Here is a 20,917-nt window from a genome sequence, read left to right as displayed (position 1 = left end):
CGTACCTCTGCGAGAACCTGCGGCGACGCGTCGGCCGGCGAATCCGGGCCGACGGCTGATTCAAGGCCAGGTACCAGCGCAGCCGCGCACCAGACCGGGTTCCTGCTGTCAGTCTGTTTAGACGTCAGCGGGTTGTCCCTTGGCCTGCGCTCGATACCGCCCCGGTGTGGTGCCGAACTCCCGTTGGAAGGCGTGTGAGAGCGCGTACGGGCTGCCGTAGCCGACTCGGTCGGCGATGGTGGCCAGGGTGTCCGGGGTGTCGCGGAGCAGAGTGGCGGCGCGGATCACGCGCCACCAGGTGAGGTAGGCCATCGGCGGGCGGCCGACCAGGGTGGTGAACCGGCGCGCCAGGGTGGGACGGGAGACGCCCGCCTCCGCCGCCAGACGGTCATTGCTCCACGGCGCGGCCGGGTTCGAATGCAGCGCCCGCAGGGCGGCGGCCGTCACCGGGTCGCCCAGTACGCGGGGCCAGGCTCCGCTGGGCGCCTCGGGTAGGACGGGTCCGCGTGGAAGCGGATCCGGACGTCGATGGGGTTGGGTTCGCCTATGACGTCGAGGCCGGTGAGTTCGTACGGCAGTGAGTCGCGGCGGTACGAGTGGCGCAGTGTGTCACCGAATTGGCGCCGGGCGTCTCGTTCGAGCGGGGTCCACCATGCCTTGACGAGGTCGGCGGACCGGGAAGAGATCGGATCGACGCCGTTTCGCATGCGAGCGGTGTACAGCAGGTTCGAGGTGGTCGATCTCGTGGTGGATGAGGAGGGAGAGGCCGCCCGCAACGGCGCGCCAGGTCCGAGAAAAGGGGGCGGCACCGGTGGGACAGCCGGTGCGATCGAGTTCACAGTCGCGGAGGTTCTGCGGCTTCTGGCAGCTTGTCGTCCCCGACCGCCTCACCTTGGTGGCCGCCGAGGGCGATACCGCCCCCTGAGCTGGTCGAACGGGCGCCGACCACGCCAAGCGGTCGCGCCGCCGTCACTACCTGCGACGCCGTGGCACGATCGAGGGGCGGCCTGCAGAAGGCCACCCCTGACCGCTCCGCGGCCCTCACCCCTGAGCCGCCTGAGGAAACCCGCAGGTCAGACAGGGAACTCCGGCTGGAGTATCAGCCGGTCCGGGATCAACCGGTGGCCAGAGTCAGGCCGTAGGCCTGGAGGATCGGGTTGACGGGCTGGAAGTAGGTGGTTCCGCCGACGGTGCAGTTGCCGGAGCCGCCGGAGGTGACGCCCTGGGCCTGGTTGCCGGAGATGAACGAGCCGCCGGAGTCGCCGGGCTCGGCGCACACGCTGGTACGAGTGAGGCCGAACACGCTGCCCTGCGCGTAGTTGACGGTGGCGTTGAACTGCTGGACCCTTCCGCAGCGCCAGCCCGTGGTGGAACCGGAGCGGCAGACCGTCGAGCCGATGGGGGCGACGGCGGAGCCGGAGACCGTCACCGTGCCGCCGGCGTAGTTGTTGACCTGGGGCTGGGCCGTCCAGCTCGTATCGGCCTGCACCCACGAGTAGTCGTTGCCGGGGAAGGTCGAGCCCTGGAAGGTTCCTATGGAGGTGCCGTCTGGAGCCGCGGCGCTGGAGCCCGCTTGTCCGCAGTGGCCGGCGCTGACGAAGCCGGGCTGGCCGTTCTGGGTGACCGGGAAGCCGATCGAGCAGCGGGCGGCGCTGTTGATGTAGTAGGCGTCACCGCCGCGGAGGTCGGCCAGCGGCCGGGGGGCGTCCGAGGCGCGGACGACTCGGACGAGGACGTGGTCCACTCCGGACCTGGCGAGGAAGTCCTTGGTGCGGTTGGTGTCGGTGGACTGGACGACGACGCTGTTGGCCGCTTGGTCGACGTACCACAGCGGTGTGTTCTTCGGGGTGGCGGTGCGGGCCGCCTTGTCGAGCGTGGCCTTGGCCCGGTCGAGCGTGGCGAGGGAGTTGCGGACGACCCGGGCTCGGCCGCCGCCCGCGACTATGGTCCGGGCGGCGGCGGGGTCGGTGGTGGCGACCGTCAGGGTGGTGTCGGCATCGGTGAGCCAGGCGCCGGCCCAGCGGTTGCCGAGCGCCCGCTTGAGCGCTTCCTGCGTCGCGGCGGCCCGGGCTTCGCCGGCCAGGCGGGTTGCGGCGGCCTGCGGAGTGAGGCCGAGGTCGCGCCGGAGCGCCGGGAGCAGGGCGGCGGGTACCGGGGCCGCAACCTCTTGATGGGCCGTCATGGCCCTGGCTATCGCAGTCTCGTTCGTGCTGGCGCCCGCCGGTGCGACCGTGGCGACCAGTGCGGCGATGGCCAGGGAACCGGCGGCAACCGCCTTGTGACGTCGGAGCATTGGGCTCTCCTCTGAGTGGGGGTTGCCGGAACCCTAGCCAGGCTGGAAAGCGTTGGGGACATGTCAAAGTGCCCCTCTGTCGGCGCTATGGACCTGGCTGTAACACGGGAGGAGAAGGGCCGGTCAGGGCGTCGCGTTCGGGCGGTTCCGAGCGGGTCGGGGCCGGCCGGGCCCGGACGGGGTCAGCGGTCCGCCGAGAGTGGAGCCCCGCGTTCCCCGAGCCGTACAGCCGTTTCCTCCTGTTGCCGCCGCCATGCCGCGTACACCGGATTGCGGGCCACCGCCTCCGCGTGTGCCGCTCTGGCGTGGCGGAGCAACTCGTCCGCGAGGTGCGCCAGCGCATGCGGGCGCCAGCAGATCAGCTGACGCCAGCTCAACAGCGGTGGTGCCAGCGGAACGGCCACGGTGCCGGCGGGCGGCGAGAACGTCGCCCGGCACAGGGCGGCGGCCCGGTTCGAGAGGACGAGGTGAAGGCAGGAGGCTGCGTCGGCTTCGTACACCGACCGGGGCAGGAAGCCCGCGCGGACGCAGGCGGCCGCGAAGCACTCTCCGAAGCAGCTCTCGCCGGGCGGCAGTGCCCAGCGCTCATCAGCGAGCTGTTGGAGCCTCAACTCCCGCTCGCCTGCCAGCGGATGCTCCTCGTTGAGCAGGGCGAACACCGGGTCGACGGCGATCTCCCGCCATTCCAGCCGTTCGTCGCCCGTCGCACTGCGGTGCCCGCAGTACCCGGTCAGGGCGAAGTCCAGCCGACCGTCGACCACCCGGGTCACCAGCTCCGAGGCTGACATGGACGATTGAGTGCTCACCGCCAGCTCGGGCCGGGCTGTCGCCAGTCGGTCGACCAGTGCGCCCAGGAAGGGACCGTGGGTCGCCCCCAAGTGCAGTCCGCTGTCCTCGCGTGCCGCGGTCGCGAACCGCAGGGCGTCCTCCTGTAGTTGACGCATCGCGGGCAGCAGAACTCGGCTCCGCTCCAGCACCAGAACGCCCAGCGGGGTCGGCTGTACGCCTTCCCGGCCCCGCTCGAAGAGTTTCCCGCCCACGGCGGCTTCGATCCGTTTCAGCTGGCTGGAGAGCGCCGATTGCGCGAGTCCCAGGCGGTCTGCTGCTTTGGTCACGCTTCCGGCGTCACCGATGGCCCGGATCATCCTCAGATGACGAAACTCCAGCTCCACGGGCAGACCTATACGGTAGAAAGTCGGCGAACAGGCGTCGGGGCGAAGATCTGACGAGAGTTCGGTTCGTGGACGACGGCCCGCAGGACCGCCGAAGCGGCGACCAGATCACGGCGTCGTGATGGTGCCCGTTCAGGTGCACGAACCCCGCAGATGCTCTCCGGGAGAATCCCGCCGACGAGGTCGCGGGCCCGCCACACCGTGCCCATGCCGTCGGCTCCCGGCCGCACCAGGAGTTCGAACCGCTCGGCCACCACATCGCCGACCATGTGTTCCCGCATCCGGGCCATGAAACCGATTCCTCGCTCCGCGCGCCTCCGGACCGGTCCCGTAGAACCGGTGGTGCACGTCCTTTGCTCGTTGCCTGCTGTTCGGGGGACCGCGGGAAGTCTGCCCGGAGGAACCTGAGGATTCGGTGAGGCGTTCCCGCGGGCGCGGGCGCCGCGTCAGGGCCGCTTCTGGTCCCGGACGGGCACGCTCAGGAGGAACCGGGACCCGCCGCGGGCACTGGGGACGACGGTGAGCGAGCCGCCGTGCGCGTGGGCCACCCAGGCGGCGATGGACAGCCCGAGGCCGCTGGAACCGGAACCGCTGTGGAAGCGTTCGAACAGGGACTTCGCCTGGCCTGGCGGGATGCCGGGGCCCGCGTCGTCGACCGTGACGGTGCCGTCCGCGGTGACGGTGATCTCGACGTCGGCGGGCTCACCCGGGGTGTGGCCGTGGGTGAGCGCGTTGCCCAGCAGGTTGGCGACGGCACGGCGCAGCAGTCCCGCGTCCGCGAGGACGACCACGGCTTCGGCCCGGACGGCCACCCGGTGCCCGTGCACCGGGGTGTCGGCGACGATGGCATCGACGAGCTGGTCGAGCCGCAGTGGCTCCCGTTCCAGCGGGACGGCGCCGGCCATCAGCCGGGCGCGGGTGAGCAGGTCGTCGACCAGCTCGCTCATCCGGGTGGACTGGCGCAGTGTGCGGCGCAGCACTTCGTGGCTGTCCGCCTCCCCGCGCAGGCCGGTCTCGGCGAGCAGCCGCATCGAGGTGACGGGGGTGCGCAGGTCGTGGGCGGCGTCGGCGAAGAAGGCCTCTTGCTGGTCGAGTGCCGTGAGCGCCGGCCGGACGGCGCGTCCGGCGAGCCAGCGGCCGGCCATGGCCGAAACGACCACCAGGACCGCACAGGCGATGGTGAGGAACAGCGTCAGCCGCCTGTGGCTGTCCAGGTACCCGGAGGTGTCGACGGCCGCGACCACCACGGCGTCCGTGGTGCCGGCCGGTCCGGTGACGGGCTCGGCGGACAGGCGCAGCCGGCGGCCCTTCGGTGTGGTCGCGGTGCTCAAGGCGCCGTGTTCCTCCCGGGCGGCCTCGGCAGCGGCCTCCTGCAGGGCCTGGGCGGGGACGGCCAGGCAGGGCCGGCGCGGTGAGACCACGCGGGACAGGTGCCCCCCACCAGCGGTGAACAGAGTCACCGGGGGGCAGTCGTACGCACCGTCCTTCGGGGCCGGGTATGCGAGGACACCGTCCTCGTCAGGGGTGAGGCCGGCGGCGATGTCGCTGGTCCGCGTCTGCAGGTCGGAGTCGACCTGGTCGCGCCAGGACGCGCCGTCAGCGTGCACCGCGAAGACCGTCATGCCGATCAGGCCGAGCGCGCTTACGAGGGTGAAGAGCAGGGTGATGCGCCGTCGCATCCGGTGGATCCGGCCGGTCGGCGTCGGCGGCGTCCGGCGGCGTGTCCGGCCCGCTGCGACGCGCAGTCTCATGCCGGGGGCTCCAGCCGGTACCCGATCCCGCGCACGGTGTGGATCAGCGGCGGATCGCCCAGCTTGCGACGCAGCTGGGAGACCAGGACCTCGACCACGTTGGAGTTCGGCTCGGTCAGCTCGTCCCAGCAGCGCTCTGTGAGCTCGGTGCGCCGTACGGCTTCGCCGGGCCGGGCGGCGAGGATTTCCAGCACGGCGAACTCCTTGACGGTGAGCGTCAGCAGGACACCGTCGCGGTGGACCGTGCGGCGGGCCGAGTCGACCTCCAGTCCGCCACAGCGAACCACCGACGGCCGGACTACGGTGGTCCGCCGGCACAGGTTCCGCACCCGGGCGACCAGCTCCGGGACGGCGAACGGCTTGACCAGGTAGTCGTCGCCGCCGGTGGCGAAGCCCTCGACGCGGTCGGCGACGGAGTCGCGCGCCGTGAGGAAGAGGACCGGGACGGTGCTGCCGTCCGCCCTCATCCGGTGCACGTACTCCGCGGAGTCGCCGGACGGCAGCATCCGGTCGAAGACGACACAGTCGTAGCCGGTGATGTACAGCGCCTCGTCGGCGGCCGGGAGGTCCCCGGCCTCGTCGACGGCCAGCCCCCCGCCGCGCAGTGCGGCAGCCACGGCGAACCGCAGGTCATCGTCGTCCTCGACCACCAGTACGCGCATGCCGGCCAGAATAGGCGTCGACAGGCGCCGAGGCGTCGGCGAGGACATGAATGCGCTCACAGGCTCCGGTGGCTTCCTGCCGTCACCGCTGAACCCTGTCGCCACCGCTGAACCTCTCCACCATCGACGGGTCTCCCAGCCCACGTCGAACCATGGGGCGGGGTGGCGGTGCCTCTCCGATGACCAGGGGGACGTCTCATCGGAAGGCGCCGCCCATTCATCGGCCCACGACCGCCAACGGCTCCGGACCGAAAGTGTCGGCGGCGCGACTCTCCGTCCGTGGGGGACCGCAGGCTGCTGCTGCCGACACGCACGATCATCACAGGGGAAACCTGAGCATTCGGTGAGCTCCGCCGCCTTCGCCTGCCGCCGTCCTGACGCCGGACCCACCGGGTTCGTCGCGCGACTCGCGTCGTCCGGCACAGGAGCGTGGTGAGCCGGTGGTGCCGCACGCCCGAGTCCGCCGCTGCCCGGCCGCGGTACCGGCCGGGCAGCGGCGGACTGTGCGAGAGCCGGCAATCCGGCCCGACGCGCCTGGCGCCCGACCCGCTGCCGAAGCATGGCTGCACAGCCCGGCCGGAGCAGGTCCCGGTGGAGCCGTACCGGGTCATCCCTGGCCACCACAACTCGCACGCGGCTGTGCGTCACAACCAGGCCGCGGACGGCGCGCGCACTCCGCCCTCATCAAATCCTCAGGGTTCCTCAGGAAGTCTCCAGGGCCGTCATGGAATCGAGCCAAGGAGGGGCGCGGTCGTGCCGTCGTTTGTGTACGAGTGGAGCACGCAGCGTGGGGAGCGATCAGGCGTCCAACCTGGGGCTTTCTGCTCCCCGTTCAGCAGGTACACCCAGAGAGGAATAGTTTGTTGACCGCACGCTCGACCGCGAGTCGATCGCCCATCACCCGCCTCGGAGTCCTCGCTGTCGGGGCCACTCTCCTGTTTTCCTGCCTCGCAGGTTGCGGGGGCGCAAAGCCGAACTCGGCGGCCGGTGGAAGAAGACCGAACTCGGCGGCTGGAAAGCCACTTCCGACTACCGAAAAGCAGGCGGCCGGCATGGTGCCCGGCGCTGCGCTGGTGGAACCGCCCGAACTCAACAAGGCAACCCCTGAGGATCTGACGGTTGAGCTGACGACGGTTGAGAAAGAAGCGATGATCTCGGGCAAGAAGGTGCTCGCGGAGACCTACAACGGAAGCCTCGTCGGGCCGACCCTTCACGTGGTTCCTGGCCAGCGTGTCACCTTGAAACTGACCAACAAACTTGGCACGTCAACCAACTTGCACTTCCACGGGATGCATCTGTCCCCGAAGGGAAGCGCGGACAACATCATGCTGTCCGCTAAGCCCGGCCGGACTCTGACCTACCATCTCGACATTCCCGCAAACCAGGCACCCGGTACGTACTGGTACCACGACCATGAAATGTGCACCAGGGACGGCGAGTCGATGCCGGGGATGGAGATGTCCTCTGCCCCAGCGAATGCTCGCTGCAATGGAACCGAGAGCCAGATCGGGGCGGGGCTGTCGGGAACAATCATTGTCGGGGACAGCCGCGAATCGTTGCCGCCGGCCTACCGCCAGATCACCGCTCACACCTTGGCACTCAAGGACGCCCAGATCAGCGGAACCAGCTCGATCGTCTACCCGGACGGGGTCCTGGAGCCCGCATCGCCGACGGTCCGCCTGGTCAACGGTCAGTACCGGCCCACGCTGAACGTGAAAGCCGGCGAAACCCAGTTGTGGCGCATCGCCAACGAGGGTTACGCCATTGTCTACGATCTCCAGCTCGGCGGCGGCACCTTCACCGTCGTCGGCCAGGACGGGACTCCCTCCGTGGCGCCGACCCGGGTAAAGCACCTTCTGGTTCCGCCCGGCGGACGCTTCGACGTCCTGGTGACCGCCGGAGCCCCCGGATCAACCTGGCTCAGAACCCTCCACCACGAGGCCGGGTCGCCGGGCGACGGCGACGTCTACCCCGACACCCCCCTCATGAAGGTCAATGTCCAGCAGGGCAGCGGAAGCACGGGTCCGGCTGCCACTGGGGGACCGTCGGGCATGGCCACCTCGCCCCAGATCGCCGGACCGCTTCCCGGATCCGAACCCGATCTGTCCGGAGAACCCATCGCCCAATCCCGAAGCGTGGCCCTGAGCGACGACGGCGGCAACAACTTCTGGATCAACGGCAAGCTGTTCGACATGAAGATGCCGACTTTCAAGAAACCGGCCACACTCGGAACAGTCGAAGAATGGACGCTCACCAACACGAGTGGCCACGATCATCCGTTCCATCTCCATATCGCACCGTTCCAGGTCCTCAGTGTGAACGGCGTCGCCCAGCCTCCCGCCGACTACATGGACACCGTGAGCGTCCCCCACAAGGTCAATGGAAAAGCTGGCAAAGTAGTGATCCGGATCCGCTTTACGGACTTCACCGGAATATGGATGTTCCACTGCCACATCACTGGACACGAGGACAACGGAATGATGGGCTACGTGAACGTCATTGCTGCCGGCAGCACGGGCTGAGCAGCACGTCAGCGCCGACCGGTGCGGCGCGGGTTCGGCAGGCGGCAGAGAAGCTGTATCAGGACCTGGAGTCCGTCAGACGCACAGGGGACCTTCGCCGACAGGGGGTGGCTGGCCCCTTCCTCCCGGCGAAACACCCCCTGACCTGCGCTGTACCAAAGTGCCAACTAACTCTCTGTTTCCGGGGCGCGAGTTGCTGAAGCTAGTTGGCATCAGCGCAGGTCACGAACATTGCCGAGTGCCAACTACCGATCCTGGTCACAGGACGACCACTGCCGTTCCGGGGAAGTGGGCCAACTGCCGTCCGTCTACCGTGTCGTACGAACACCGAGGGGGTGGGCAGGGAGCATGACGACCTGGGGACTGGTCATCGAGACGACCGTCGGTTCCGGGGACCACAAGCACATCGAGGCGTACGTCCTGGCGCATGTCACCGGCTCCCGTGCCGAGGCGCTCGCGGAGCTGGAGCGGCGGGCGTGGAACTACTCGCCCGAGCACCCGAGAAGTCCCAGGCGCCGAAGGCTTCTCAGGGACGGCGACGGGTTCCTGCTCGTCGTCGACGGTGCGTGGCACTCGTTCGCCACCCGGTTCACGGTGGCGGAGCTGCTCGCGGACTCCGCCGCGCCCGTCGTCGCCCCGGAGCCCGAGGAGGCGCCGGGCGCGCACAGGACCGCACCGGACGAACCGGCGGACGAACCGGTGGACGAGGCCGGTGAGACGGAGGAGGCGGCCGAGGAGGGCGAGGGCGTCGAGCGGTATGCGGACGGTGTGCCGGTCAGGCCGGCGTGGTGGGGGCGTGACGACCTGCCGTGAGGGCGTGGGTCCTGTCGGGCGCGGGCACTTTTGAACGTGTTCAATTGTCGGCGTAGGCTGCTGTCATGAGCGACAGAGCCGCCCTGCTCAAGGGCATTCGCGTCTGGTTGGTCCTCTTCGTGGTGTGTCTCGTCCTCAGCGGGGCCACCGCCTTCCCGCTCGTGCACGAACTGCGCTGGACCGAGAGCCTGTTGCGTGCGCTGTCCGTGCCGGAGCGGCTGCCGGGGCTGATGGACTGGACCGTGCGGGTGCGGCACGGGCTCGACACCGCCGACGCCGACTACCCGTTCCTCCTCTACGGCACCGACTGGCTGGCCTTCGCCCACCTCGTCATCGCCGTCGCCTTCTACGGGCCCTACCGCGACCCCGTCCGCAACATCTGGGTCGTCGAGTTCGGGATGATCGCCTGCGCCGGGATCGTCCCGCTGGCCCTGATCTGCGGGCCGATCCGCTCGATCCCCTTCTGGTGGAGCCTGATCGACATGTCCTTCGGGGTCTTCGGCGTCGTCCCGCTGTACGTCGTACGGAAGAAGATCAAGCGACTGGAGGCCCTGACCCGGCCGGCCACCGGCGGTTGACCGCCGGGCGGCCCGCCGGTGCGCGAAAAACTGATATCCGCGCCCCCTCCACTCCGTCTCCTCGTGCGTCACCCGTTCCCTCACGCACGGAGTCGCCCTCATGCCCAGCCCCGCCCACCAGCACGTCAACCAGCACCGCCTCAGCCGCGGGGGCCTCTTCCCCGTCGGCGGCGGACTCACGGCGGCAGGAGTGCTCGGCGGTGGGATCGCCGCGTTCTCCGGTGCCGGAGCGGACGCCGCGCAGTCCCCTGGTACGGCCGGCGCGAGCCCCTCCGTGAGCGCCGCCGCCACGGCGTCCGCCGGGCGGAAGCGCTTCATCCACCCCGGCCTGCTGCACAACGCCGGTGATCTGCACCGCGCCGAGGCCCGTGTCGCCGCGGGCCGGGACCCCTGGCTGGCCGGCTGGCGAAGGCTGACCGCCAATCCGCACTCCGCCAGCACCTGGCGGCCTCGCCCGCAGGCCACCGTCGTCCGCGGCGCCGTGCCCGGCCAGAACCACACCGTCCTCTACAACGACATCCACGCCGCCTACCAGAACGCCCTGCGCTGGCGGATCGCCGGCACCAGGGCCAACGGCGACACGGCCGTCGCCCTCCTCAACAGCTGGTCGGCCACCCTCACCACGCTCACCGGCAACGCCGACCGCTTCCTCGCCGCCGGGATCTACGGCTACCAGTTCGCCAACGCCGCCGAACTCGTCCGCGACCACCCGGACTTCGAGTTCGCGCGCTTCAAGAAGATGCTGCGCACGGTCTTCTACCCGATGAACATCGACTTCCTGACCCGCCACAACGACGCCGTCATCTCCACCTACTGGGCCAACTGGGACCTGTGCAACCTCGCCTCGGTGATGGCCATCGGGATCCTCCTCGACGACCACGCCCTGTTCCGCGGCGCCGTGACGTACCTGAAGCGCGGCGAGGGCAACGGCTCCTTCCGGAACGCCATCCCCTTCCGTTACGCAGGCCAGGGCCTCGCCCAGTGGCAGGAGAGCGGCCGCGACCAGGGGCACAGCATCATGGGCATCGGCCTGCTCGGCGCGATCTGCGAGATGGCCTGGAACCAGGGCGTCGACCTCTACGGCTACGACGACAACCGCTTCCTGCACGCCGCCGAGTACGTCGCCCGCTACAACCTCGGCGGCGACGTGCCCTTCACGCCGTACGGCCGGCGCTCGGGCAACGGGCACGGCACGTGGCGTGAGCAGACCGTGATCTCCGCCACGGCCCGTGGCCGGCTCCGCCCGGTCTGGGAGATCCTGCACCACCACTACGCCCGCCGCCGTCGGCTCGCCACGCCGAACGTCACGGCCATGGCCGAGAAGGTGCGCGCGGAGGGCGGGGGCGGCGACTACGGGCCCACCAGCGGAGGCTACGACCAGCTCGGCTTCGGGACGCTGCTCTACAGCGCGTGACACGGGCGCGCGAGACGGGATCGGCGGCGAACGTGCGGGACGCGCGGGGTGTACGGGACGAACGGTACGGCCGTGGCGCCGCCGGTGCTCCGGCCGCCGTCCGCGTCCGTGTCCCCGACTCCGAGGTACCGCTCCGGCGGCCTGGTCATGGCGGCCTGGACGGGCCTGACGGGCAAGCTCTTCCATGTGGCCTCGGGCGGCGGGCGGCACGTGGACGACCCCGCACCTGGGACGCCGTCGAGAAGGACGTCACGACCGGCCCCGACCAGGGCGCCAGGCGTTCCGGCCTGGTCCGCGACACCGGCGGGGACGAGACCCCGGTCCCGCAGTACCTCACCCGCGCCACCCCCGGCCGACACCTCGACGGTGGCCCAGCGGTCCGACGGCTAGACGCCTAGACGCCGCCGCGCAGGGCGTGCAGGACATCGACGCGGTTCGTGGTGATCGAGTCGACGCCCAGGTCCAGCAGCCGGTTCATCGCGCGGCGGGTGTCCGGGGTCCAGACGGAGACGAGGTGGCCGTCGTGGTGGACACGGGCGGCCAGATCCCGACTCACCAGTGAGAAACGGTAGTTGAGCCAGCGCGGCCTGATCGCGTCGAGCAGTGCGGGCCGGGGCGGGGCGAGCGTCGTCCAGGTCAGGGCGATCTCGGCGGCCGGGTCGGCGGCGCGCACGGCGAGCATGGCCTCGGCGTGCGCGCAGTAGTAGACGCGGTCCTCGGCCCCGCTCTGCCGGACCACGTCCATGACCCGGTCCACCATGCGCCGTTCCACCCGGCCGCACAGGTCCACCATCACCCGGGCGTCACCGGTGGCGGCCAGCGCCTCCGCGAGCGTCGGCACGCCGCCCGCCGTGAGCCCGCGCACCTCCTCGGCGGACAGCGCGGCGAGCGGCCGGTCGACCTCCCACAGCCGTTTCAGCGTCTCGTCGTGCAGCAGCACGGGGACGCCGTCACGGCTGAGCCGTACGTCGATCTCGACCGCGTCCGCGCCCTGGTCGAGCGCGGAACGCAGCGAGTCGGTCGTGTTCTCGCGGAAGCGGTAGGGGTCGCCGCGGTGGGCCACGGCGGTCACGGTCTGCATGCCCCCCATTGTGGCGGGCCCGGTCGAACCGACGGGGTCAGCGGGTCAGCCAGGCGGAGGTGTACATGTCGATCTCCGCCGTGATCCGTGCCTTGCCCGCCGCGTCCAGGAAGGAGGCCTCCACCGCGTTCTTCGCGAGACCGGCGAGGCCCCGCTCGTCCAGGTCGAGCAGGCGGGCGGCCACCGCGTACTCGTTGTTGAGGTCGGTGCCGAACATCGGCGGGTCGTCGGAGTTGATCGTGACCAGCACGCCGGCCTCGGCGAACTGCTTGATCGGGTGCTCGTCGAGGGTGCGCACCGCGCGGGTGGCGATGTTGGAGGTCGGGCACACCTCCAGCGGGATCCGGTGCTCGGCGAGATGCGCGAGCAGCTTCGGGTCCTGCGCGGAGCTGGTGCCGTGCCCGATGCGCTCGGCGTGCAGCTCGGTCAGCGCGTCCCACACCGTCTGCGGGCCGGTCGTCTCCCCGGCGTGCGGCACGGAGTGCAGACCGGCGGCGACGGCCCGGTCGAAGTACGGCTTGAACTGCGGCCGGGGTACGCCGATCTCGGGCCCGCCGAGCCCGAACGACACCAGGCCCTCCGGCCGGATCCGGTCGTCGGTGGCCAGCCGGGCGGTCTCCTCGGCGGACTCCAGCCCGGCCTCGCCGGGAATGTCGAAGCACCAGCGCAGCACGGTGCCGAACTCGGACTCGGCCGCCTTGCGGGCGTCCTCGATGGCCGCCATGAAGGCCGACTCGTCGATGCCGCGCCGGGTGGAGGAGAACGGCGTGATGGTCAGCTCGGCGTACCGCACCTGCTGGCGGGCCAGGTCACGGGCCACCTCGTAGGTCAGCAGCCGGACGTCCTCGGGGGTGCGGATCAGGTCCACCACCGACAGGTACACCTCGATGAAGTGCGCGAAGTCGGTGAAGGTGAAGTACTCGGCCAGGGCCTCGGGGTCGGCCGGCACCCTGGAGTCGGTGTGCCGGGCGGCCAGCTCCGAGACGATGCGGGGGGAGGCGGAGCCGACGTGGTGGACGTGCAGTTCGGCCTTGGGGAGGCCGGCGATGAAGGTCCGCAGATCGCGGTCGGCGGTGCCGGTGGCGGGTGCGGAGTTGTGGTCGGTCAAGGGGTCCTCCCCGGAAACGGGCGCCCGCGGAACGGGGTTCGGGACGGGGCCGTGGAACGGGGCCCGCGGAACCGGTCCGTGGAGCGGGCGCGGTGATCGGCTGATCGGTTGCGCGGGATCATCGTAGGCCCCGGCTCGCGACGCTGTCCGGGGCGGCCCGTAGCATGAACACATCCAGTTGAGGGGGTTGCGTTCACGATGTCCGACGAGGTGCCGCGGTTCACGCCGCCGGAGCAGCAGCCGGCCGTCGAGCGGCCGGGGCCGTCCCAGGTGTCGCTGAACAAGACCGCGGGGGAGCGGACCGCGGGCGACCCGGCGGTGCCGTCGGCTCCGCAGGCCCCCGCCCCCGGCCAGGGTCCCGGTTTCGGCTCCTTCGGCTCGGTCCATGACCAGCAGACGGTGATCTCGCTGCCCGCCGACGCCGTGTCCGCGCCCTGGGCCCCGCCGGTCTCCGCCGCCGCGCCCCCGGCGAACCCCTTCGCGGCCCCGGCCGACCCGTACGCCCCGCCGACGGCCACGCCGCCGCCCGCGAACCCGTACGGGGCCCCGGCCACCCCCGCGCACCCGTACGCCCCGCCCGTCGGGCAGTACCCGGCGGCCGAGCCGGTGCCCCCGCCGCCCATCGCGCCCGACGGCCCCGGGCGGCTGCCGTACTACTCGGCCGCGCCGTCGGCGTACGGCGACCCCGGCGCCTACCCGGCCGCGAACCCCTACGGCTGGCCCGGCATGCAGCCGGCCCCGAGCAACGGCCTGGGTACGGCCGCCCTGGTCTGCGGCATCCTGGCCGCGGTCGGCTTCCTGCTGTGGCCGATCGCCCTGGTGCTGGGCATCCTCGGGATCATCTTCGGCGCGATCGGCCGGGGCAAGGCGAAGCGGGGAGAGGCGACGAACCCGGGCATGGCCCTGGCGGGGCTCATCTGCGGGTCGGTCGGCATCGTGCTGGTGGTGGGGTTCTGGGCGGTCGTCATCGCCCTGATCAACTGAGCGGCCCGCGCGCAGCCGACCCGAGCGGCACGCGGGCCGCGGGAGAGCTACGCCAGTCTCTCCCGCGCCGCCATCAGCGCGAAGCCGAGCAGGTTCGGGCCCTTCCATCGCTGCGGGTCCAGCGCCGCCTCGTCCGTCGCCGCGAGGCCGATTCCCCACACCCGGTCCACCGGGCTCGCCTCCACCAGCACCCGGTCGCCGGTGCCGAGCAGGAAGGCGCGGAGCGCGTCGTCGGACGCGAACTTGTGCACGCTGCCCTCGACCACGATCCGGAACCGCTCCCGCTCCCATATCGCCTCGTCGAAGCCCCGGACCAGCCGCCCGGCCTTCTTCGCCGCAGCGGGATGCCCGGCGGCGAGGATCCCGCGCTCCGCCTGCGCGTCCTCGAAGAGCCGCGCCTTGCCCGCCATCATCCAGTGCTCGGCCGTCGCGTACTCCACACCGTCGACCACGAACGGTGACGGCCACCACTGGCTCAGACAGCTCGCGCCGATGCTGCCGTCCCTCGTCGACCGGTGCCCCCAGAAGTGCAGGTACTCCACCCGGGCCCCGGACCGGACCTCGCTGATCAGGGCTTCGAGCCCGTCGATCTTCCCCATGCACGCGAGTGTGGCACGCACCACTGACACTCCGTCCGTCCTTTTCTGCCCCGACTCGACACCTGGTCGACAGATTCCGTCGCGTAACCAAAAGGCAACAACGGAATCACTTGTTGGAGTCCACTTGCTCTGCCAGGATCGGCACTCAAATCGAGCTGGAGCTACGCCACCCACCCCCGGGACGGGGGCACACGGCGGAGGAGAGCGACATGCACAACCCGGGCACCGCCACCCCGGAACGATTTCCCGCACAGGACCGGTTCGCCGAGGGCGCGCAGTTCATCGCGGGCCGCCTGACGAAGGGCGCCTCGGGCCGCACCCACGCCGTGGTCGACCCGGCGACCGGCGAGGAGGTGTACACCTACGAGCTGGCCGGCGCCGACGACGTCGACGCGGCCGTGGCCGCCGCCCGCGCCGCGTTCCCGGGCTGGTCCTCGACCACCCCGGGCGAGCGCTCGGACGCGCTGCACCGCTTCGCCGCCGTGCTCGCCGACCGGGCGGAGGACCTCGCTCGCGCGGAGTCCCTCCAGTGCGGCAAGCCGCTGAAGCTCACGCGCGAGTTCGACGTGCCGGGCACCATCGACAACACCGCCTTCTTCGCGGGCGCCGCCCGGCACCTGGCCGGTCAGTCCGCCGGCGAGTACTCCGGTGACCACACCTCGTACGTCCGCCGGGAACCCATCGGTGTCGTCGGGTCCATCGCCCCCTGGAACTACCCCCTCCAGATGGCCGCCTGGAAGATCCTCCCGGCGATCGCCGCGGGCAACACGATCGTGCTGAAGCCCGCCGAGCCGACCCCGCTCACCTCGCTGCTGTTCGCCCAGGCCGCCACCGACGCCGGCCTTCCCGACGGCGTGATCAACATCGTCACCGGGACCGGGCGGGAGGCGGGGGAGCACCTCGTCGGGCATCCCGACGTCGCCATGACCTCGTTCACCGGGTCCACCGCCGTCGGCAAGCGTGTCGCCGAGGTCGCCACCGCCACCGTCAAGCGCCTGCACCTGGAGCTGGGCGGCAAGGCCCCCTTCGTGGTGTTCGACGACGCCGACCTGGAGGCCGCCGCCAACGGTGCCGTCGCCGGCGCCCTCATCAACACCGGCCAGGACTGCACGGCCGCCACGCGCGCGTACGTGCAGCGCCCGCTGTACGAGGCGTTCGTGGAGCGCACCGCCGCGCTGATGGAGACCGTGCGGCTGGGGGATCCCTTCGCTCCCGGCACCGACCTCGGGCCGCTCATCTCGCACGTCCAGCGGGACCGGGTCGCCGGCTTCGTGGACCGGGCGCGTGCCTACGCGCGCGTGGTGACCGGCGGCGAGGCACCGAAGGGGGAGCTGGCGGACGGCGCCTACTACCGGCCGACGCTGGTCGCCGACGCCGCCCAGGACAGCGAGATCGTCCAGTCCGAGATCTTCGGCCCGGTCCTGGTCGTCCTCCCGTTCGACGGCGACGACGAGGGGATCCGGCTGGCCAACGACACTCCCTACGGCCTGGCCGCCTCCGCGTGGACCGGCGACGTCTACCGGGCCAATCGCGCCACCCGCGAGATCAAGGCGGGCTGTGTGTGGATCAACGACCACATCCCGATCATCAGCGAGATGCCGCACGGCGGCTACAAGGCGTCCGGGTTCGGCAAGGACATGTCCGTGTACTCCTTCGAGGAATACACGCAGGTCAAGCACGTAATGTTCGACAACACCGCGGTGGCCCGGAAGGACTGGCACCGCACCGTCTTCGGGGACCGCTAGCCGACCGGGCCCGGACCAGGCCCACCCCTCCCGAAAGGGCACCACGCGCATGGAGCAGTACGAGCCCGGCCGTCTGACGCCGGTCGAATTCGCCGCCGTACGGCGCAGTCTCCGTCACGGCCGGGCCGCGATGACCCGCCGGTCGCTGCTGCGCGCCTCGGCGGGCGGCGCGCTCGCGGTCGGCGGACTCGGGGCGCTGAGCGCCTGCGGGATCCCCGCGGCGACCAAGAACGAGGGCGGGGTCTCCGCCGACGACCACTCGGCCACGGAGAAGATCGTCAACTTCTCCAACTGGCCCGAGTACATCGACGTGGACGCCAAGGGCAAGAGCCACCCCACGCTCGACGCGTTCACCAAGCAGACCGGCATCCAGGTCAAGTACACCGAGGACATCAACGACAACGACGAGTTCTTCGGCAAGATCCAGCCGCAGCTCGCCGCCGGCCAGGACACCGGCCGCGACCTCGTCGTGCTCACCGACTGGCTGGCCGCCCGCATGATCCGGCTCGGCTACGTCCAGAAGCTGGACCCGTCCAACCTGCCGCACGCCTTCGCCAACCTGTCGGACCAGTTCCGCGCCCCCGACTGGGACCCCGGCCGCGCGTACTCGTACCCCTGGCAGGGCGTGTCGACCATCATCGCGTTCAACAAGAAGGCCCTGGACGGCATCGAGGTGAAGTCGGTCTCGGACCTCCTCGACAACCCCCGGCTCAAGGGTCGCGTCGGCTTCCTGACCGAGATGCGCGACAGCATCGGCATGACCATGCTCGACATGGGCAAGGATCCGGCGAAGTTCACCGACGACGACTTCGACGCGGTGATCGCCCGCCTCCAGAAGGCCGTCGACAAGGGCCAGATCCGCCGCTTCACCGGCAACGACTACACCTCGGACCTCTCCAAGGGCGACTTCGCGGCCTGCGTCGCCTGGGGCGGCGACATCGTCCAGCTCCAGGCCGACAGCCCGGACGTCGGCTACGTCATCCCCGACAGCGGCTACATGACGTCGACCGACAACCTGCTCATCCCCAACAGGGCGCGCCACAAGACGAACGCCGAGCGGCTCATCGACCACTACTACCAGCCCGAACCCGCCGCCCAGCTGGCCGCCTACATCAACTACGTGAGCCCTGTCGCCGGAGTACAGCCCTACCTTGCGAAAATCGACGCTTCGGCGGCGAAGAACCCGCTGATCATTCCCGACAAGGCCATGCAGGCGAAGTCCCATGCCTTCCGCGCGCTGACGCAGAAGGAAGAGACGGCCTACCAGCAGAAGTTCTCGAAGCTCACAGGGGCGTGACGACGACGATGACGACACCAGACAACAGCGGCGACGTCCGCCTCTCCGGTATCAGCAAGACCTACGACAACGGCTTCACCGCCGTCCACCCGCTCGACCTGACCGTCCCGCAGGGCTCCTTCTTCGCCCTGCTCGGCGCCTCCGGCTGCGGCAAGACCACCACCCTGCGCATGATCGCCGGCCTGGAGGAGCCCACCACGGGCGCCGTCCACCTCGGCGACCAGGAGGTGACCCACCTGCCGCCGTACAAGCGGCCGGTGAACACGGTCTTCCAGTCCTACGCCCTCTTCCCGCACCTCGACATCTTCGAGAACGTCGCCTTCGGGCTGCGCCGCCGCGGCATCAAGAGCGTGAAGAAGCAGGTCGAGGACATGCTGGACCTGGTCCAGCTCGGCGAGCAGGCGCGCAAGAAGCCGCACCAGCTCTCCGGCGGCCAGCAGCAGCGCGTCGCCGTCGCCCGCGCGCTGATCAACCACCCCAAGGTGCTCCTGCTCGATGAGCCCCTCGGCGCCCTCGACCTCAAGCTGCGCCGCCAGATGCAGCTGGAGCTCAAGCGCATCCAGACCGAGGTCGGCATCACCTTCGTACACGTCACGCACGACCAGGAGGAGGCCATGACCATGGCCGACACGGTCGCCGTGATGAACGCGGGCCGCGTCGAGCAACTCGGCTCGCCCACCGACCTGTACGAGAACCCGAACACCACCTTCGTCGCGAACTTCCTCGGCACCTCCAACCTCATCGAGGCCGAGGTCGACACCACGAACGGCGACGACATCGTCCTCGAGGCGGGCGGCGGCAAGCTCGTCCTGCCCAAGGCGCGATGTTCGGCGCCCACGAAGGCCGGCGGCAAGGTGCTCGTCGGCATCCGCCCCGAGAAGATCTCGCTCACGCACGCCGACGACGCCGACCGGATACCCGAGGGCCGCAACCGCCTCACCGGCAGGATCGCCGACGCGAGCTTCATCGGTGTCTCGACCCAGTACGTGATCGACAGCCCGGTCTGCGACGAACTCGCGGTCTACGTCCAGAACGTCGAGCGCGACGGCCGCCTCGTGCCCGGCGCCGACGTGGTCCTGCACTGGAGCCCGGCGCACACGTTCGGCCTGGATGCCGACCAGGACATCGACGCGGGCACCGAGGAAGAGGCGGCCGCGTGATGTCGACCCTCACCGAAACCGAGGCGCCGCCGCCTCTGTCTCCCACGACCGAGGAGACCAAGCCCCCGCGCAGGCGCGGCCGGTTCACGCCCTACTGGCTGCTGCTGCCCGGCCTGCTGTGGCTGGTCGTCTTCTTCGCGCTGCCGATGATCTACCAGGCCTCCACCTCCGTGCAGCAGGGCTCGCTGGAGGGCGGCTACAAGGTCACCTGGCACTTCGCGACCTACTGGGACGCGTTCGGCCAGTACTGGCCGCAGTTCCTGCGGTCCGTCCTCTACGCGGCCGCCGCGACCGTCGGATGCCTGCTGCTCGGCTACCCGCTGGCCTACCTGATCGCCTTCCGCGCGGGCCGCTGGCGGAACCTGATCATGATCCTGGTGATCGCGCCGTTCTTCACCAGCTTCCTGATCCGCACGCTGGCCTGGAAGACGATCCTCGCCGACAACGGCCCGGTCGTGCACACGCTGCACTCGCTGCACATCCTGGACCTCACCAACTGGCTCGGCTGGACGGCCGGCGACCGGGTGCTGGCCACTCCGCTCGCCGTGGTGTGCGGACTGACGTACAACTTCCTGCCGTTCATGATCCTGCCGCTCTACACCTCGCTGGAGCGGATCGACGGACGGCTGCACGAGGCGGCCGGCGACCTGTACGCCAAGCCGTGGACCACCTTCCGCAAGGTGACCTTCCCGCTGTCGATGCCGGGCGTGGTCTCCGGCACGCTGCTGACCTTCATCCCGGCGGCCGGTGACTACGTCAACTCCGAGTTGCTCGGCTCCACGGACACGCGCATGATCGGAAACGTGATCCAGACGCAGTTCCTGCGCATCCTGGACTACCCGACGGCCGCGGCCCTCTCCTTCATCCTCATGGCCGCCATCCTGGCCATGGTCACGATCTACATCCGCCGGGCCGGGACGGAGGATCTGGTCTAAATGCCCCTTGTCAACTGGCTCAAGCGCCGTCTCGTCGTCATCGCGGGACTGCTGACGCTCGCCTATCTGCTGCTGCCCAACGTCGTCGTGACGGTGTTCTCCTTCAACAAGCCGAAGGGGCGCTTCAACTACGCATGGCAGCAGTTCTCGCTGGACGCCTGGAAGCAGCCGTGCGGCGTCGCCGACATGTGCGGCTCGCTGTCCATCAGTCTCCAGATCGCCGTGTGGGCGACGATCGGCGCCACGGTCCTCGGCACGATGATCGCGTTCGCGCTGGTCCGCTACCGCTTCCGCGCGCGCGGCGCCGTCAACTCGCTGATCTTCCTGCCGATGGCGATGCCCGAGGTCGTCATGGCCGCCTCGCTGCTCACCCTGTTCCTCAACATGGGCGCGCAGCTCGGCTTCTACACCATCCTCATCGCCCACATCATGTTCTGTCTGAGCTTCGTCGTCACCGCGGTCAAGGCGCGCGTGATGTCGATGGACCCGCGGCTGGAGGAGGCCGCCCGGGACCTGTACGCCGGTCCCCTGCAGACCTTCCTGCGGGTCACCCTGCCCATCGCGGCACCCGGGATCGCCGCGGGCGCGCTGCTGTCCTTCGCGCTCTCCTTCGACGATTTCATCATCACCAATTTCAACGCCGGCTCGACCGTCACCTTCCCGATGTTCGTCTGGGGTTCGGCACAGCGCGGAACTCCGGTCCAGATCAACGTGATCGGCACGGCCATGTTCCTCGTCGCCGTCCTCATCACGCTGTTCTCGATGGTCGTCACGAACCGCCGCACCAAGCACAACGCATAGGC

The 20,917-nt window shown here is 70.2% G+C and carries 17 protein-coding genes and 3 pseudogenes; 11 read left to right on the top strand and 9 right to left on the bottom strand.

What is annotated here, in order from left to right; translation table 11 throughout:
- Positions 1-117: 117 nt before the first annotated feature.
- From BIV23_RS05330 to BIV23_RS05305, 6 genes and pseudogenes are all read right to left on the bottom strand, one after another.
- Positions 118-480 (bottom strand): annotated as a pseudogene (locus BIV23_RS05330) (helix-turn-helix domain-containing protein); the annotation flags it as partial.
- Positions 444-707 carry a hypothetical protein gene (locus BIV23_RS05325; protein ID WP_071379569.1) on the bottom strand — a complete coding sequence of 88 codons (264 nt, stop codon included), beginning with the start codon at positions 705-707 and terminating at the stop codon, positions 444-446. The gene BIV23_RS05325 and the pseudogene BIV23_RS05330, both read right to left, overlap by 37 nt.
- Before the next feature lie 407 nt (positions 708-1,114).
- Positions 1,115-2,293: a S1 family peptidase gene (locus tag BIV23_RS05320; RefSeq protein WP_071379568.1), complete on the bottom strand. Its 1,179-nt coding sequence runs from the start codon at positions 2,291-2,293 to the stop codon at positions 1,115-1,117.
- A gap of 182 nt (positions 2,294-2,475) precedes the next feature.
- Positions 2,476-3,465 (bottom strand): LysR family transcriptional regulator, encoded by a 990-nt coding sequence (locus BIV23_RS05315; protein ID WP_071379567.1) that lies wholly within the window; start codon positions 3,463-3,465, stop codon positions 2,476-2,478.
- Between the two features lie 446 nt (positions 3,466-3,911).
- Positions 3,912-5,216 carry a sensor histidine kinase gene (locus BIV23_RS05310; RefSeq protein ID WP_071379566.1) on the bottom strand — a complete coding sequence of 435 codons (1,305 nt, stop codon included), beginning with the start codon at positions 5,214-5,216 and terminating at the stop codon, positions 3,912-3,914.
- A complete protein-coding gene (locus tag BIV23_RS05305; protein WP_071379565.1) occupies positions 5,213-5,878 on the bottom strand; it encodes a response regulator transcription factor in 666 nt (221 codons plus the stop codon). Before BIV23_RS05305 ends, BIV23_RS05310 begins: the two co-directional genes overlap by 4 nt.
- Positions 5,879-6,930: 1,052 nt before the next feature.
- Between BIV23_RS05305 and BIV23_RS05300 the strand changes: the two genes are divergently transcribed.
- The 5 genes and pseudogenes from BIV23_RS05300 to BIV23_RS53850 form a co-directional block, all read left to right on the top strand.
- Positions 6,931-8,400, top strand: coding sequence for a multicopper oxidase family protein (locus BIV23_RS05300; protein WP_071379564.1), 1,470 nt, complete (start codon positions 6,931-6,933; stop codon positions 8,398-8,400).
- Positions 8,401-8,748: 348 nt separating this feature from the next.
- Positions 8,749-9,213 carry a hypothetical protein gene (locus BIV23_RS05295; RefSeq protein WP_071379563.1) on the top strand — a complete coding sequence of 155 codons (465 nt, stop codon included), beginning with the start codon at positions 8,749-8,751 and terminating at the stop codon, positions 9,211-9,213.
- Between the two features lie 65 nt (positions 9,214-9,278).
- A complete protein-coding gene (locus BIV23_RS05290) occupies positions 9,279-9,791 on the top strand; it encodes a hypothetical protein (protein WP_071379562.1) in 513 nt (170 codons plus the stop codon).
- Positions 9,792-9,891: 100 nt separating this feature from the next.
- The gene (locus tag BIV23_RS05285) at positions 9,892-11,205 is read left to right on the top strand and encodes an alginate lyase family protein (RefSeq protein WP_071379561.1); all 1,314 of its coding nucleotides are present in this window, start codon (positions 9,892-9,894) and stop codon (positions 11,203-11,205) included.
- 117 nt (positions 11,206-11,322) lie between these two features.
- Positions 11,323-11,595 (top strand): annotated as a pseudogene (locus BIV23_RS53850) (hypothetical protein); the annotation flags it as partial.
- 4 nt (positions 11,596-11,599) lie between these two features.
- On the opposite strand, the gene BIV23_RS05280 reads toward BIV23_RS53850, so the two are convergent.
- Together BIV23_RS05280 and BIV23_RS05275 are read right to left on the bottom strand one after the other, a co-directional pair.
- The gene (locus BIV23_RS05280) at positions 11,600-12,286 is read right to left on the bottom strand and encodes a glycerophosphodiester phosphodiesterase (protein ID WP_071379767.1); all 687 of its coding nucleotides are present in this window, start codon (positions 12,284-12,286) and stop codon (positions 11,600-11,602) included.
- 37 nt (positions 12,287-12,323) lie between these two features.
- Positions 12,324-13,568: pseudogene (locus BIV23_RS05275) on the bottom strand (adenosine deaminase).
- Positions 13,569-13,592: 24 nt separating this feature from the next.
- On the opposite strand from BIV23_RS05275, the gene BIV23_RS50150 reads away from it, so the two are divergent.
- Positions 13,593-14,378: a DUF4190 domain-containing protein gene (locus BIV23_RS50150; RefSeq protein WP_177239722.1), complete on the top strand. Its 786-nt coding sequence runs from the start codon at positions 13,593-13,595 to the stop codon at positions 14,376-14,378.
- Between the two features lie 47 nt (positions 14,379-14,425).
- On the opposite strand, the gene BIV23_RS05265 is transcribed toward BIV23_RS50150, so the two are convergent.
- Positions 14,426-14,977: a riboflavin biosynthesis intermediates N-glycosidase gene (locus tag BIV23_RS05265; RefSeq protein WP_079172968.1), complete on the bottom strand. Its 552-nt coding sequence runs from the start codon at positions 14,975-14,977 to the stop codon at positions 14,426-14,428.
- 209 nt (positions 14,978-15,186) lie between these two features.
- Between BIV23_RS05265 and BIV23_RS05260 the strand changes: the two genes are divergently transcribed.
- From BIV23_RS05260 to BIV23_RS05240, 5 genes are read left to right on the top strand one after another with little or no spacing between them, the layout of a single operon-like run.
- Entirely contained in the window at positions 15,187-16,722 is a 1,536-nt protein-coding gene (locus tag BIV23_RS05260; RefSeq protein ID WP_071379558.1) for a gamma-aminobutyraldehyde dehydrogenase, read from the top strand.
- Positions 16,723-16,771: 49 nt separating this feature from the next.
- Positions 16,772-18,019, top strand: a complete 1,248-nt coding sequence (locus BIV23_RS05255; RefSeq protein ID WP_071379557.1) for an ABC transporter substrate-binding protein — start codon at positions 16,772-16,774, stop codon at positions 18,017-18,019.
- 8 nt (positions 18,020-18,027) lie between these two features.
- Complete coding sequence (locus BIV23_RS05250; RefSeq protein WP_071379765.1) at positions 18,028-19,179, top strand: ABC transporter ATP-binding protein; 1,152 nt, start codon at positions 18,028-18,030, stop codon at positions 19,177-19,179.
- On the top strand, positions 19,179-20,114 hold the full coding sequence (locus BIV23_RS05245) for an ABC transporter permease (protein ID WP_071379556.1): 936 nt from the start codon (positions 19,179-19,181) through the stop codon (positions 20,112-20,114). The genes BIV23_RS05250 and BIV23_RS05245 overlap by 1 nt, the downstream gene beginning before the upstream one ends.
- Positions 20,115-20,915 carry an ABC transporter permease gene (locus tag BIV23_RS05240; RefSeq protein ID WP_071379555.1) on the top strand — a complete coding sequence of 267 codons (801 nt, stop codon included), beginning with the start codon at positions 20,115-20,117 and terminating at the stop codon, positions 20,913-20,915.
- Positions 20,916-20,917 lie beyond the last annotated feature (2 nt).

The organism is Streptomyces monashensis (genome assembly GCF_001866665.1).
In the GTDB taxonomy this organism is placed as follows: Bacteria; Actinomycetota; Actinomycetes; order Streptomycetales; family Streptomycetaceae; genus Streptomyces; species Streptomyces monashensis.
This window is presented reverse-complemented; position numbering and strand designations above follow the sequence as displayed.